The organism is Zunongwangia profunda SM-A87 (assembly GCF_000023465.1).
Taxonomy (GTDB): domain Bacteria; phylum Bacteroidota; class Bacteroidia; order Flavobacteriales; family Flavobacteriaceae; genus Zunongwangia; species Zunongwangia profunda.
This window is the reverse complement of sequence record NC_014041.1, coordinates 1,894,742-1,908,768: the sequence shown is the minus strand read 5'-3', so window position 1 is coordinate 1,908,768 and position 14,027 is coordinate 1,894,742. Positions and strand designations below refer to the sequence as shown.

General features: G+C 36.7%; 11 protein-coding genes. 3 read left to right on the top strand and 8 right to left on the bottom strand.

The window, feature by feature from the left end; translation table 11 throughout:
* The first annotated feature begins 78 nt into the window (after positions 1-78).
* Together ZPR_RS08370 and ZPR_RS08365 are read left to right on the top strand one after the other, a co-directional pair.
* Positions 79-1,959, top strand: a complete 1,881-nt coding sequence (locus ZPR_RS08370) for an ATP-dependent nuclease (protein ID WP_009779484.1) — start codon at positions 79-81, stop codon at positions 1,957-1,959.
* A gap of 5 nt (positions 1,960-1,964) precedes the next feature.
* The gene (locus tag ZPR_RS08365) at positions 1,965-3,530 is read left to right on the top strand and encodes a UvrD-helicase domain-containing protein (protein WP_009779483.1); all 1,566 of its coding nucleotides are present in this window, start codon (positions 1,965-1,967) and stop codon (positions 3,528-3,530) included.
* A gap of 18 nt (positions 3,531-3,548) precedes the next feature.
* Here the strand turns inward: ZPR_RS08365 and ZPR_RS08360 are convergent, their stop codons facing one another.
* From ZPR_RS08360 to ZPR_RS08320, 8 genes are all read right to left on the bottom strand, one after another.
* Positions 3,549-5,132, bottom strand: a complete 1,584-nt coding sequence (locus ZPR_RS08360) for a type IV secretory system conjugative DNA transfer family protein (RefSeq protein WP_040533272.1) — start codon at positions 5,130-5,132, stop codon at positions 3,549-3,551.
* 5 nt (positions 5,133-5,137) lie between these two features.
* Positions 5,138-6,169, bottom strand: coding sequence for a MobB family relaxase (gene mobB / locus ZPR_RS08355; protein WP_013071237.1), 1,032 nt, complete (start codon positions 6,167-6,169; stop codon positions 5,138-5,140).
* An 11-nt stretch (positions 6,170-6,180) separates the two neighbouring features.
* The gene (locus tag ZPR_RS08350) at positions 6,181-6,561 is read right to left on the bottom strand and encodes a BfmA/BtgA family mobilization protein (RefSeq protein ID WP_187288269.1); all 381 of its coding nucleotides are present in this window, start codon (positions 6,559-6,561) and stop codon (positions 6,181-6,183) included.
* A 444-nt stretch (positions 6,562-7,005) separates the two neighbouring features.
* Positions 7,006-7,203, bottom strand: a complete 198-nt coding sequence (locus tag ZPR_RS08345) for a hypothetical protein (protein ID WP_009779478.1) — start codon at positions 7,201-7,203, stop codon at positions 7,006-7,008.
* An 11-nt stretch (positions 7,204-7,214) separates the two neighbouring features.
* Entirely contained in the window at positions 7,215-7,595 is a 381-nt protein-coding gene (locus ZPR_RS08340) for a DUF6876 family protein (protein ID WP_013071235.1), read from the bottom strand.
* A gap of 79 nt (positions 7,596-7,674) precedes the next feature.
* The gene (locus tag ZPR_RS08335; RefSeq protein WP_009779476.1) at positions 7,675-8,019 is read right to left on the bottom strand and encodes a single-stranded DNA-binding protein; all 345 of its coding nucleotides are present in this window, start codon (positions 8,017-8,019) and stop codon (positions 7,675-7,677) included.
* 747 nt (positions 8,020-8,766) lie between these two features.
* Entirely contained in the window at positions 8,767-9,603 is an 837-nt protein-coding gene (locus tag ZPR_RS08330; RefSeq protein ID WP_009779475.1) for a DUF932 domain-containing protein, read from the bottom strand.
* 440 nt (positions 9,604-10,043) lie between these two features.
* A complete protein-coding gene (locus tag ZPR_RS08320; protein WP_009779473.1) occupies positions 10,044-11,831 on the bottom strand; it encodes a ParB/RepB/Spo0J family partition protein in 1,788 nt (595 codons plus the stop codon).
* Positions 11,832-12,635: 804 nt separating this feature from the next.
* Here ZPR_RS08320 and ZPR_RS08315 point away from each other — a divergent pair.
* Positions 12,636-13,637 carry an NADP-dependent oxidoreductase gene (locus tag ZPR_RS08315; protein WP_013071233.1) on the top strand — a complete coding sequence of 334 codons (1,002 nt, stop codon included), beginning with the start codon at positions 12,636-12,638 and terminating at the stop codon, positions 13,635-13,637.
* The last annotated feature ends 390 nt before the right edge of the window (positions 13,638-14,027 follow it).

Here is a 14,027-nt window from a genome sequence, read left to right as displayed (position 1 = left end):
TAAAAGGATTACACTAATTCAAAATGCAGGAAAATGTTTGTTAAATTTATAACCTAAAAATAACCTTTCGATTACTATATGTATGTATCCCAACTTGAAATATTAAACTACAGAAACTTTAAAAATTTTACTGTACAACTAAAACCAGTTACACAAATCATTGGCGAAAATAATATCGGTAAATCCAACCTTTTGGATTCATTAGGTTTAATATTCAGCCAAGAAGTATCTTTCTTCAAAAGACGTATGTTAGACATTTCAGACTTTAATTACGAGACTATTCTGGAACTTAAAAAAGCAATCCTTGATACTTCTATTGAACCAAAGAATATTTCATATCCTAAAATTGTAATAAAAGCTACACTTAAAGACTGGGATTTAAAACAAGAGGCTGTAATAACAGACTGGATGAGTAATTCTGATTTTACAGAGGCCACACTTACTTATACGTTCGCACCAATATCATCTTTTGATAAAATTGAAGAAATAACCCTACAAAGGCAATTTCTTCAGGATTACGAAAAAGAAATAGGACCTGAAGAATTTAAAAAAATACCCCAAAGCGAAATACTAATTCTAATAAATTTTCCAATTTCAAAATACCATTATCGCATACACGGTGGTAACCAAAATGAAAGCTTGGCAAACGCCTACCATCTAAACCAACTAAAATTTGAGCTACTTGATGCATTGAGGGATGCAAAATCCGAACTTTCGGCGAGTAGAAATAATGGGCTGTTGTTTAGAGTTTTAAATGCAAATGAGGAAACCGATTATCAAGATTTGAAAAAGCGGTTAGTGGGTCTTCAAAGAGCTATCGAACAAAATGTGGCTATTTCAGGTATAAAAAATCGCATTTCTGAACAACTTGATAAAATTTCATTAAGTACGGAAACGTCCAATAACGTTGTTGACCTAATATTCTCTCTTCCAAATGTTTCAGACTTGCTTAGAAAATTGAGCTTAATTTACAATGATAATCCTATAAAAATTGAACGTAATGGAACTGGGCGAAATAACCTTTTGTTCATTTCGTTGATACTATCATTTATAGAAGACCCAGAGCGTGCACAGTCCACTTTTTTTAGAATCGTGGGACTTGAAGAACCAGAGGCACATCTTCACGCAAATCTTCAAAATCACTTAGCCTCAAATCTTGAAGGGCTCATAAAAAAAGAGGATGGTACTTATAGAAAGGATATACAACTGATCCTAACTTCACATTCCAACCATATTACAACCAAAATAGATTTCGATAACACCGTTGTCCTTCATTACAAAAATGGCAATGTTCAAGCTCATTATATATTAGATGGTTTTGGAACTACAGCTGAAGAGAAAAGACAGGTAAACTACCTCAAAAAATACCTTGATAGTGAAAATGTCAATTTATTTTATTCAAGACGATTGGCATTGGTAGAAGGAATTTCTGAGAAACTTCTCTTTCCTTTATTCTATAAAATCCAGACTGGCGAAACAATTGACCAATCTGCAACTGCCGTAGTAAATGTCAATGGGCTTGCATTTAAGAATTTTCTTCAAATAATTGTGAATGGTTTTCATACTAAATGCTTAGTTCTTACGGATAGCGATATTGGGACTCAATCTGAAAATAGAGCACAAGAACTTAAAAATAAATATGATGGCGTAAACGAAATAGATATCCAAATTTCTCAGTTATCTACATTTGAAAAGGATTTAATAAACTGCAATAAATCTGGAAGTGGTAAGACTATTTTGTGCAAAGTGATTCCAATAGTACGACCGAATGCAGGAAAAAAATATGTAGAAGAATTAGGCACAAATGATATTGATATCGAAGAATATTTTGCATTGATTGAAGATTATAAAAGTGAGTTTGCCTTACAACTTTCTTTGTCGTTGACTGAAGACCAAAGCGGTTTTTCAATCCCAAAATATATAGAGGACGGAATTAAATTCTTAGACCCTTTAATGTAAAAAATATGGTAAATGTGGGTAAACCAAAACTTGTAATTGCTGGACCTGGTGCTGGAAAAACCCACGGTATGGTTGATGAAATTATCCAAGCTCTAAAATTATTGGAACGACATCGCTATATGATAGTTGTTACCTATACCAATTCGGCTACAAAAAATATAAAGAAACGGCTCGGTAAGAAAATAGCCATACCACCTAATTTATTTATCGGGACCATACATTCTTTCTTGAATAAATTTATTGTTATACCGTATTCAAGTTTACATAATGATGATGTCAATGGTGAAAAATTATTTATTCAATGTGGAACGGATGATGTTCTAAAAAGAATGTTTGATAATAGTGGCGAGACACCTGACTACAAAGCCAAAAATTATATAAAAAGTAGATTGACAACTTCTCTTCATAAAAACGGCTACATTACTTACGACCAAACGCTCAGCTTAGCTGAAAAAGCTATAACGAACAAAAGAATAAAAGAGATGTTGTCTAACAGAATTCAGTTTTTATATGTCGATGAATTTCAAGATACTGGAAATAAGATGTTTTCTATTATAGAGTCTCTTAGAAAGGAAAAAAAGACAATAATATATTGCGTAGGCGACCCAGAACAATACATTCAAAGCTTTGATTCTTCCATTAAAAACTTCCAAAATATCCCGATTCTCAAAGCTTCACGAATGAATCAATATGAGACCGAGCTAAATAAAACGAATAGACGCTCTGTAAAGACGATTGTAACTTTTTTAAACAACTTTAGCAAACGAGTTTACCAGGACAATACATTTGAGCAACATTGCCATAACGAGATACCTGGCACACCTGTAAAGTTTATAAATGCAACCCAAAATATTACATCGATGCTACCTGAATTTTTTGCCCGATGTGAAAAAGAAAATATTCCGCATAAAGAACGCGGCATAATTGCCAAAAAAAATGACGTAGTTAAAAAAGCTATTGCTGCTTTAAATGGGAATGTTCTTGCCCCTGATAAGTCTGCAAAGATCTCAGCCGTTTCTGAAATAAAAGACACACTACTATCATCGTTGGGAACTAATCAAAGTGCGTTTTGTGAAGCTCACGGATTAACACCATTTGATTTAAGAATAATGGCTGTTCAAATCATACGTGCTATTCGCTCAGAAATGATAACTAATGAAAATTCTTTCGCCATTTTTGTTAAAGATACATTTGGCTATATTATAAAAAATGATATTCCTTTCAAATTAGAAAACCTGCGTCAAATCATCGTTTCTAATACCAATGCAGAAGCCATAATGGTTTCAAATATTCATAGGTTTAAAGGACTTGAATTAGATGCCATCCTTGCAGTAGCAAAAAATGAAGCCGAGCTCAATCTATGGTTGGAAACGAGTACAGATTTCAGAGATGCACATTCTGACAGGGGAACAAGTGATTATCCCAGGTTAGGTTATGTTGCTTTTAGCAGAGCAAGAAAAGTATTATGCATTGCTTGTTTAGAGTCCATTTCAGATAATACAAAACAAAAGTTAAATAATTTGGGTGTTGAAATCGATACACCAACCCTACAGTTTCCCAGCTTAATTTAAGCTATCAATAGCGTTTACTTAATTCTGGAATATCGACCGCACTTCAGCATAAACCCGCTCAAAATTAGCGTTCATATCAGCACTTGAATATTGCTTGGTTCCTTCTGGTAGTTGCCTGTTGATTTTAGATAGTTTGAACTGTACTTTCTTATCCTTCCCATCTGCATAGGTGATAAATTCGCCCTGCTTTAATCTAAAAAATATATCAGCCCTAATCTTTGGGGTTTCCTTTTCGCCCGTGGTAATACGGGTATCAAAATCAAGGTTATGCCCTCGACTAATACTTTTTGTAGGATTCTTGATGATTTCAAAAAAGCGTTCGTAATATTTTGCGGTGTCTGGGTCATTGACCTTACCAAAAAACTGATAGGATAGATTGCTCAGAATAGCTTTGCTCGCCTTATCGCCATACATCATATCGTTCTGGATCTTGTCCTGCATCACATAGATAGTGGCAATATCATAACTCCGAAGCGTGGCCGGAATCCGGTGCATATTCAATAACCGTATGGTTGGCGCTTCTTCCATCAGCAAAAAAGACGGCTTGCTGTTTCGCACGCTCATTTGTTTGGTTATGGTGTGAATAATGGTGGCAATAACAGGCGAATATGATGTTTCAAATTTCGGGTTGTTGACTATTGAAATGACCGCTGGATTTTGCTCATTGTTTATATTGAGCGGCACTTCATCCGCGGACAACGCCATAAAAATCCGTTGTGTACTAATGCGTTTCAGCGCATTGGCCAGGGTACTTTTTACACCAGCCGTTTGTCTATCCGAATCCTTTCCACTTATAAAAGCATCTGCCATTGCCCTTGATGTGGTATTGGTTTCCAAGAACTGGATAAGGCTGTCCGTGTCCAGATATTGGTAGATGGCAATTAAATGTGGAAGTGTGCATAATTGTGGATAGGTGGTTTTCAGTTTCCAAATCAACCCACCAATCAAACCTTCAGCTGCATCGTTAAAGAACTTTGTTGTTCCTGTTGTTCCGCTTTCTCTTTGCTCTAAAAGGTTTTCGATTAACACTCTCGACACCTCGTTTACGCTTTCCTCGTTCTCTAAATAGCGTGGCGCGATAGGATTTACCCTGTGAATGATTTTATCAAAGGAAATGACCTTAAACGGGATATCGCTATCCTTGAAAAGTGGATATGCCATTTCGGTCAGTTCAAAATCCTTATAGTCGTGGATAATTCCGCAAAAGCTATCTTTCCGGAAGTGTTTCAGAAATCCATACACAACGCTTTCGGTCTTACCACTTCCAGCGGAACCGATGATGGATGCACCACGTTTGATGTTATCCAGTTTGAAATTGCCCTTAGTGGTGGTAAAGCTGACCTGATATTTGCTATCGCCATTTGTCGGCTTGTCAGTTTTATGCAGGAACACATACATTCCTATGTTAATTAATATGAGAGGGCAACCCAGATAGAGAGAAATCAGAATCAGTCGGTTTTCCTCGTTCAAATAAAATACCATCGCACCAAGCACAAGAAAATTAATGATGAATGCATACCGACTTATCCGAAAAACTGCATAGAAAATACAACTGGCCAGACCAATAATTGAAAGTATCGTTATGAGATTATCCACCTGCATACACATTAAATTCCAATGGAACTTGATTTGATTGCTATTTCAGCACCACGTCTCAACCGTTTAAGAACCCGAAGTGCAACCTGTGTTTGACTAACTGGAATATTTGGCACTATCGGCAATCCGGTTTTTGCTATCATTTTAAAAGCCAAGGCTTTTTCGTTAGCTGGAAGTTTTATCAAGGCGGCGAAATAGAGATTGGGATTTTTAACAAAATCCTTTCGGGCTTTGTAGGTCTCGGCAAAGTTTCGCTTATAGCCAAAAGTCTTATCAAATGTTTTTTCTGCTCTTTCAAAAAACTTGTCTCGGTTAAAACCCCGTTTTACGGTTTCCCCATTCAACTTCACATCGGATGCTTTGTATTTGCTTCCTGGCGATAAACTGAATCTGTTGGACGCATCCTTACGGCTAACGACAATATGGATGTGGCTCTGGTTTCCATCTTTTCGCATTCCCTGGACTATCCGTTTTCCGTTTTGTTGGTGGGGCGCTTGTTTTTCCAATTTTGCTATTTCCTTTTTCATCTTTTTAATATTCCCCTCAGCTCGTCCTTCCTGAACGTTTCGGATTTCCGTTTTGAGCTGAAGAATTTTCGTGGCATACGGTTGGTTCTCTTTTACCTGAAAATCTGTCCCTTTAAATGTGCGTTGATGCTCTATTTTTGCGTAGTACTTTATATCATCGATGTTAACCGGTCGCCCTTTGATTTCCCTATTGAATGAAGCCACATAATCTTTCATCAGTTCTCTGGTGTATCGTTTTAAATCTTCGCTGCTGTTCTGAAGTTTTTGCAATTCATATTTTGAAGGACTAATAGTAATTGAATAGAATCTTGGTTCGTGTTTTTCCAATTTTGCGGTATTCCCATCGATTTCCCTAATGACTGCCTCAGCAGAAATCTCATCGCCGTATTGATTGAAAAAATGTTCCATATCCTGTTGTTCCAGACCTTGATTTTCTTTCTCTAAATAGCCAACAAAATCTGCCGAACTTTTGGAAAAATTACCGCCCATTTTTTGAGGTGTTATTGTGATATACATAGCTGAAAAAATTATAGTTCGTTCTTAATGTTACGCCTTTCGCGGAAGCGTACTTCTTTCTTTTCTTCGGCATATTTCTTTTCAACTATCAATGGCTTTTTGTTAGGTTCTTCCATCACAAAAAGGGATTGCAACATTGCGACCGTAGGTTTGGTTTGGGTTTTTTCTACATCACGCATTATGGCGATGACCGCATTGATTCTTTTGAGTAATTTAGCCTCGATAGTACGTCCTGTTGGTCCCAATTTTTCCTTTGGGGAAATCTCATTATATAGGAAAAAATCAAGGATGTTTTCCATCGCTTCGGTGTGTGTTTTAAAGTGCATCTTTGAAAATTCCTGAAACCGCTTGGCAGTTTTTCTTTTGAACCTGATAGTGATGAATGAATCCATTTCCTTTCGCTTTTTTAAAGATTTGACGTAAATCCATCCCTGTTTACTGGTGTTCCAAGACCATTTGACGCAAATTGTTGGAAATTTTAAATCCTTTTTGTTTTTAACTAATTAAAAATCAATGGATTAAAACGAAAATGGAATATGTAACGCGGCGCAGCCCGTTACCCTCTTGCTATTCCTTTTCGTCACGCTTGCGCGTGACAAAAATCCATACAATCCGGCTAAAAAGCCGATTGCCATTTTCAGGGAAAATGATTTTCCGATATGTTATTTATTCGATGTGTAAGGGTATCGGCGAAAGTCGAAAAGTGGATAACCTTACTTTAATTTGAATGCTGAATTTCAGCCAAATAAAAATAGTAATTTTTTTTGATGTAGATGTAATTGCATACAAAAACACCTCTAAAATTTTAGAGGTGCTTGCTTCATTTTTGCCGAAAACTATATATTGAAAACGTAGGTATAGGAATATAAATTTCTAAGTGCTTCTTCCTCTATCAACGTTTCAAAACAGCCATAATTTTCTTTTACGTATTTGCGAATGCTATCCCCAAATTTTCGCTTCACATCTTCTTTGGACGTTTCCAAAAGTCGGTTTTGAGCTTCCTCGCTCAAGTCTGTAAAATTGAGATATACCATAGCGATAGATTTTAATATTCACTTGGTAACATCAGCGTATCATTTACAAAAAACAACCGCAGTTCATCGAGTGGAAAATCGGTGGCACGATAGCCGTGTTTTTCCAAAATGTTATCGTTTCCATCGCTGTAAATTATTTCGGCTTCGTAACCCGAATAATCCTGTTTTTCTTCGGGCAACCTTTTAAAGTCGATGGTTATAAATTCGCTTCGGTTCATCAGACTTTTTGCAATTACGGAAGCATCCGTAATAAGCCAAAAACATTCGGCAACCTCGGAAAGATATTTCAATCCATCGGTAAATCGTGTTTTCAATAGCGGGATTTGATAGAACATTTCTGTTCCATTAAAATATTGCAACCGCTCTTTGATTTCGTTAACTTGTGCTTTCATTGTTATCTTAATTTTAATTAATGGATAATGAAAAAGAGGGTGCATCTTTCGACGGAAACACCCTCTTTAATTTTGAAGATTACTTGTCGCTTTTGCTTCCAAGTAAAAGGATTTCATCTGCTACCACGTCGGTAACATAGCGTTGGTTTCCATCGTCCGTGGTATAGGTTCGGGTCTTTAGTTTTCCCGTGATTCCTACTTCTTTGCCTTTTTCGACATATTTCTCAACGATTTCAGCAGTCTTGCCCCAAGCCACTACGGTATGCCAGTTGGTGTCCGTTTGCTTTTCGCCTTTGCTGTCTTTGTAATACTCGTTCGTAGCGAGTGAGAAGCGGGCTACTTTCTTTCCGCTTTCAAGGTTCGTAATGGTTGGCTCTTGTCCAACGTTTCCAATCAACTGTACGTGATTTCTAATAGAACTCATAACTAAATGGTTTTAAATGCCCTTTAAAGGCTTGATTAATATTTCCCTTTTCAATTCAGATTAAATTTTAAGGGGTGTTTGTTCTTTTCTTTCGTGCATCGCACAATGGATAGAGTGGGTTTTGTCAAGACTTTTAGGGAATAAATCAGGTGTGTTTGCGACGTAGTAATCCCGCCGTTTTGTGGGATTCAAGGAAGTAGATTCCTTATTTTTCACTAAAACTTTGTACAGTCTTGACAAGTTCCATAAGGGCATTAGCAATTCTTTTAAATCCGGTTACGATTTGAGCGTACCGACAGTTAAGCGAAATGAGTGGCTGGGTTTAATTTAGAATTGGTTATGTCGTTCCTGTTTTTCGACGCCCCGAAAAACAACAAAGGCTTTATCCATTATAAACCCCTTAAAATGTGTAAGACAGCGGTTTGGTTTTTAAGGATTTTCGAGTGACGGCTCAAGAAGACCGCACCGAAAATCCTGTTAATAAAATCGAAGTGATGGCTTTCCGATGAAAAAGCGGACTCTATTCACAATTTTGGCTCGGGAATGTAGTGTTCCTTTCCAGCATAGCGGAAAGGGTTAACGGAATGGAAAGCTGAAATTAGGGATTGTGTCCAAGACCTTTGTAGTGAAGCTCTTTTCCCGAAATGAAGAGTAACGGAATGAAGGGGAATGTGCTGAGTGGGATTGGAAGTAAATGCTTACCATATAGCCATCCAGTTTAAGGTACTGGACAAACCTTTATTTAATTTATGCCATAGCATAGACTTCATCAAACAGCTTTTTATCCAACCGTTCTTGTTGGCCGAAACTTTTCTTCAAAACATTATGAAGTACAGAATTGAATGCATTATAGCCCAGCCAAAGATTCGGTTCTTCATTGAGCAACAAGGCTTCGTGGTTCAATATCTCAATGACTTCACGAGACTTTTTTGAAGGGTCGCTGTTCTTGTCGCTACACTCGTATCTAAAAAGTTTTGTTTTATCGAGAACTGCTTTCACAAACTCTTGTGTGTCGATGATTTTAAATTCCTTCATTTTATCGAATTTCTTGGTAATGGTGTAGAACTCATTATCCAGAAACTTATCGAACAGATTGTTCAACCTCGGCATAATGAGGTCGGTATTGTTCCTGCTGTGCTTGATGGAAAACTCAATTTCTGCTTGTGAAACGTGCAGACCGTTTGAGCACACTTCTCTATAAAACCCAAAATGGCCAGAGGTCTTTTCACTACCATCATAAGAGTTTTTGAACCGAAGCATCGGAAGTATCAAATCCTTATCGTTTTTGACCGTAAATTGGCTTTTATCGTCGATGATGAAGTCTGTGATGAACGACCTATCGTTTTTATTGATGGTGCGCTTGTGGAAGTTCAGTTGTGCATCGGTCAACATTTCTTCAGCTTTCCTGAAGAACAATTGATTCGGAATGTGCCCGTAACTGTTCGATACCACGTTAACGATTTTTCCATTTGAGATGATGGCATTTTCAAGCCCTCGTCGGGATTCCATCTGGGTCAGACTTTTCAAGGATTTCATTTCATTGGAAACGAAAATTTCATCTTGTTGCAAATTTTGTAAATACATAACTTTTGAATTTTAGGTTAAACGTTTTGTGATAGCACAGCGTAATACTCTGGATACTTTTCTCTGTAATAGGCCAAATGGCTTTCTGCACCTTCAATCGTGTATTTTTTTTTGTTGGATTGATAATGTGCCTCAGCTTCTTGTAGCGAAATTTTGGGCTTGTTGGATACTCCTTCATAATGATATATTTTGATTAAACAATATTTGAGCAGTACCCAAACGGAAGCTAAAATCACAGCTCAAAAGGAAACGGAATAAATGAGGAATGGAATGCGCGCAACGGCTTTATGCCGTAGTCTTTTGATGGGTGTATTTTACGAGTTTACCTTTGCGCTAACTATTGATTGATAACCACTTCCTCGTAAATACATTTTTAGGTACTATCATAAAAAAGAAGAAGGGCCAGCACAAATGCCGACCCTTCTTCAAAACAACAAAAGCTAATCGTTGAGTTCCTGAATTTTCTTTTCAAGAATTGTGATGCGCTCTTTCAAACGTGCTTCACGCTTGTCTCGTTTTTCGGCATATTCCTTCTCAATGCCTGCAATTTTGGATTTGTAATATCCCTGCATCGCATTGTAGAATGAAATATTCGTCAGATTGTTGACGTGGTTGCTTTCACCAAAATGGACTTGTCTCGTAAGTATGTAGCGAATCAATTTGTGGAAAATTTCCTTTTTGAAATTCTTCTTGAAATGTTCAACAACTTCAACATCTGTCATCTTCGAAGTACCCGCTAAAAACTTGGAAAAGTGCTTTTGCCGACCTACATAATCGACGTTGTTTTCAAATAGCGAAATTGAAAAGGCAACCATTTCATCTACCGAAAGTGTTTTTTTGGTATCGATATAGTCTGTCTCACGAATCATCTGGACAACTTCTTCAAACTGCTTGTTGTTCTCGATGTGCTTCTTGCGGATTTCCCTTTCGTTGATTTTCACGATTTGTTCTTCGGGTGTACAATCTGCCATTTTTCTGTTGGCCAATGGTGCAGAATATTCCGTGGATTTATCTTTTGACTTTTCAATGACCTTGACAAACACTTTTTTGTTTTGGTAGGTCTCAGGATGGAAAACGATGCCATTTACAAATCCATTGTCAGTTGCTGAATTGTAATTTTTTAATTCTTCTTCGTAGTTCTCAATGGCTTCCTTAAGCTCAGCTTTTAATTCATCTTCTGAATAATCGTAATGTTGATATTCTATTTTGATGGCCTCAATTGTTGGCTCAATTGGATTTTCGATGATTTCAACATCATCCAGTAAATAGACTTTCAAACCATTCTTTTCCAACTGTGAAATAATGAGCTGATTGTTTTCGTCATCTGCCCAGTACTGTCGTATTTCAGGAATCAAGAGAATATTCTCTTTCTTCGATTTCTCAATCAAGTTCAAGAACGACTTGCTTTTCTTTGTTTCAAAGCAAGTTGCTTTGGTACAGACCATTTTACCGTCGCCAAACAGATTACCTTGATTGGCCGCATTGAACGGACATTCTACACAAGATCCAGCCTTCGGCACCAACTTCTTATCAGTTACATCAAAAGATGCCTTTTCCAAGTCAAAGGTCTGGTCTTTAATCATCCTATTGATTTGATGTGCATTAAAATCTTCGCCCATCGTTTCCAACATCATCTGTTGTTCCTCTGGTTCAAAAAGTGCAACACCAACACCCAAAGAAATAGTCATTTCGCCATTGCGGACAAATTGTTTAAAACCTTCAATCAAACCTGCCAGTTTTAGGCGTTGTCTGATAAAGTTATTCGTTCTACCCAATCGCTTTGCAATTTCGGTAGGTACATATCTCTCGCTCAGGTAAGCAATCGCCTCAGCTTCTTCGGTAGGCTCGACATCCTGTCTTTGCAGATTTTCGATGATTTGAACTTCCAGAACATCATTGTTCTCATAAGTTCTTACGATACAGGGCACAGTCTTCTTACCTGCCAATTTACTTGCACGATACCTTCTTTCGCCCATCACGATGACGTAGTGGCCATTTAGTTGCCTAACCGTAATTGGTTGCAACACACCGTGCTTTTCGATACTCTCAGAAAGCTGCTTTAACGCATCCTCGTTAAATGTCTTTCTCGGCTGTTCTGGGTCAGGCTTGATGTTGCCGATGGACAGATTCTGAATTTGATGTACGGATGATTTCTTTCCATTTACTTCTTTCTTAGCAGTAGATTTTGCTCTATTGCGCTTCTTTGTTGTACTCACTTTTGTTGTCATAATACTCAAATTTTTGATTAAACAATATTTGAGCAGAAACCAAACGGAAGATAAAATCTTGGCTCAAAAGGAAACGGAATAAATGAGTAGTGGCAGAAGCGATGGCTTTATGCCGTAGTCTTTTGATGGAAGTATTTTACGAGTTTAACTTTCGGGAATATTGTATGATTATAAACTATCTTTACTACATAAATTTCACTCAACATTAATTTTGAGGTTGTTTGTATTAATTTTATCAACAATTTTTCCTTTTGCACCTCATTTACACCTCAAGCCTTTTAAACTACTGTAAACAAAGGAAAGTTAGATATTGTATCGGAAAGTAAGTTGTAATGAGTAGGTAGTATTGAGTAATGAGAAGTTAGACTTTTTGAAACTACGAGCCGTATTTCATCTCGATACATTCAAAATTCAAAATTTTTTAGTCCTCAATCTTTGATCTTGAATGTGCTTTCAAAAGTCTATGTTCTATTTTCTATTACTAAATAGTTCGCTATCCGACATTATATCTCAATGCATTCAACATCCAAAAATTAAAATTCATCATCCTCCTTCCTGGATCTTGAATTCATCAAGCGTTAAAGCTTTTTTAAACCTTATTCCAAAATCTGATATTCTTTATACATTGGTTAGGTTAACGGAAAGAGAACCAAGGCTTAAAATAAGACGTCCTTATTCCGCAAGATCTGTTCAAAACATAATGAGTTTAAGAGTATGTAGAAGTTTCAGATAAGATTCTAATAAAAACTTTAGACTCTTAAATCAAGATTATGAAAACACTACTAAGAAATAAAATATAATTTTATGAAAGCAATACAAATTACAAAATACGGAGATATTAAAGACAGTCTAAAAATTGCTGAAATTGATAAACCGGAAATTTCAGATTCCGAAATTCTAATTGCAGTAAAAGCTGCTGCCGCAAATCCAATCGATTACAAAATAGTCCAGGGGCACCTAAAGGATATGCTTAAGCTTGATCTTCCTTCTGGAATTGGGTATGATGTAAGCGGTGTGGTCGTTGAAATAGGAAATGAAGTTAAGGATTTTAAAGTAGGAGATGAAATATTCAGCAGAGTTCCGCAAGAATACATGGGCACGGTAGCCGAATTCGTTGCCGTAGATAGCAAAGTGGTTGCCCATAAACCTGAGAATGTAACCTTCGAGAAATCCGCTTCGCTACCTTTAACCGGACTAACTGCCATACAGGCTTTGGAGAAAGTGAACTTAAAAAAAGATGATCGAATTTTAATTCACGCTGGCTCTGGTGGAGTGGGCAGTTTTGCCATACAATATGCAAAATCCAAAGGTGCGATAGTTTATACTACGACTAGCACTACCAATCTTGACTGGGTAAAAGCTTTGGGTGCAGACCGTGTAATCGATTATAAAAATGAGGATTATAAAGAGGTAGCCAATAACCTGGATATCGTCTTCGATACTTTGGGCGATGACTATACTTTTGAAGCTTTTGATATTATTAAAGAAGGCGGGAGAGTTACTAGCATAATAGGTCCTCCAGATGCTGAATCTGCTAAAGAAATGGGTATGGAGAATTATCAACTGCCTGAAAAACTGGCTAAGCTTATCGAAGAAAAATCAGCTGAATACAAGCATACATGGATGCAACCAAATGCCGATCAATTGAAAGAGATTAAAGCAATGATAGAGGATCGAACAATAAGGCCAACAATCGATCTTGTTTATTCTTTTGAAGATGCCGTAAAAGCATACGAATATTTAGCTACGGGAAGAGCTCAAGGGAAAATAATCATTAGCCTCGCTGAAACTTTCGAGAATCAATAATTAGGGTTTCAATATCAATTAAAACAGGAAAAATAACCTCTAAATTCTTTCTAAAAAGTATGAATAGAAAAACCGTTAGACTATAATTTTCCTGCTACAAGTGAATTAGAATAAACAGGAGCTGAATATTTTTAGCTCCTGTTTATTATAATTCATTTTTTATTGAAGCAAATCCTTTTCCTATTCAAGATTTGAATATCCATTGAAATCAATTTTTGATTTTATCCAGGAATTCTTATTCTAAAAGAGTTATGATGTTAAAGTGTAACTGAAAAACGCTATAAACACTAAGAAATAAATTTCTTTATCGGGAATTGAATAGTACTCAGTAGAGTATTGAGTAGAAATTGTTATTCGTCAGAGTATTTGATTTTAAGTCTAGCGAAAATA

What these genes read in the sequence shown, in the direction of transcription:
- ZPR_RS08345 (WP_009779478.1), bottom strand. Translation starts at nt 7,203, where the DNA reads ATGGTATATCTCAATTTTACAGACTTGAGCGAGGAAGCTCAAAACCGA.
- ZPR_RS08335 (WP_009779476.1), bottom strand. Translation starts at nt 8,019, where the DNA reads ATGAGTTCTATTAGAAATCACGTACAGTTGATTGGAAACGTTGGACAA.
- ZPR_RS08360 (WP_040533272.1), bottom strand. Translation starts at nt 5,132, where the DNA reads ATGCAGGTGGATAATCTCATAACGATACTTTCAATTATTGGTCTGGCC.
- ZPR_RS08320 (WP_009779473.1), bottom strand. Translation starts at nt 11,831, where the DNA reads ATGACAACAAAAGTGAGTACAACAAAGAAGCGCAATAGAGCAAAATCT.
- ZPR_RS08365 (WP_009779483.1), top strand. Translation starts at nt 1,965, where the DNA reads ATGGTAAATGTGGGTAAACCAAAACTTGTAATTGCTGGACCTGGTGCT.
- mobB (WP_013071237.1), bottom strand. Translation starts at nt 6,169, where the DNA reads ATGTATATCACAATAACACCTCAAAAAATGGGCGGTAATTTTTCCAAA.
- ZPR_RS08350 (WP_187288269.1), bottom strand. Translation starts at nt 6,561, where the DNA reads ATGGATTCATTCATCACTATCAGGTTCAAAAGAAAAACTGCCAAGCGG.
- ZPR_RS08330 (WP_009779475.1), bottom strand. Translation starts at nt 9,603, where the DNA reads ATGTATTTACAAAATTTGCAACAAGATGAAATTTTCGTTTCCAATGAA.
- ZPR_RS08340 (WP_013071235.1), bottom strand. Translation starts at nt 7,595, where the DNA reads ATGAAAGCACAAGTTAACGAAATCAAAGAGCGGTTGCAATATTTTAAT.
- ZPR_RS08370 (WP_009779484.1), top strand. Translation starts at nt 79, where the DNA reads ATGTATGTATCCCAACTTGAAATATTAAACTACAGAAACTTTAAAAAT.
- ZPR_RS08315 (WP_013071233.1), top strand. Translation starts at nt 12,636, where the DNA reads ATGAAAGCAATACAAATTACAAAATACGGAGATATTAAAGACAGTCTA.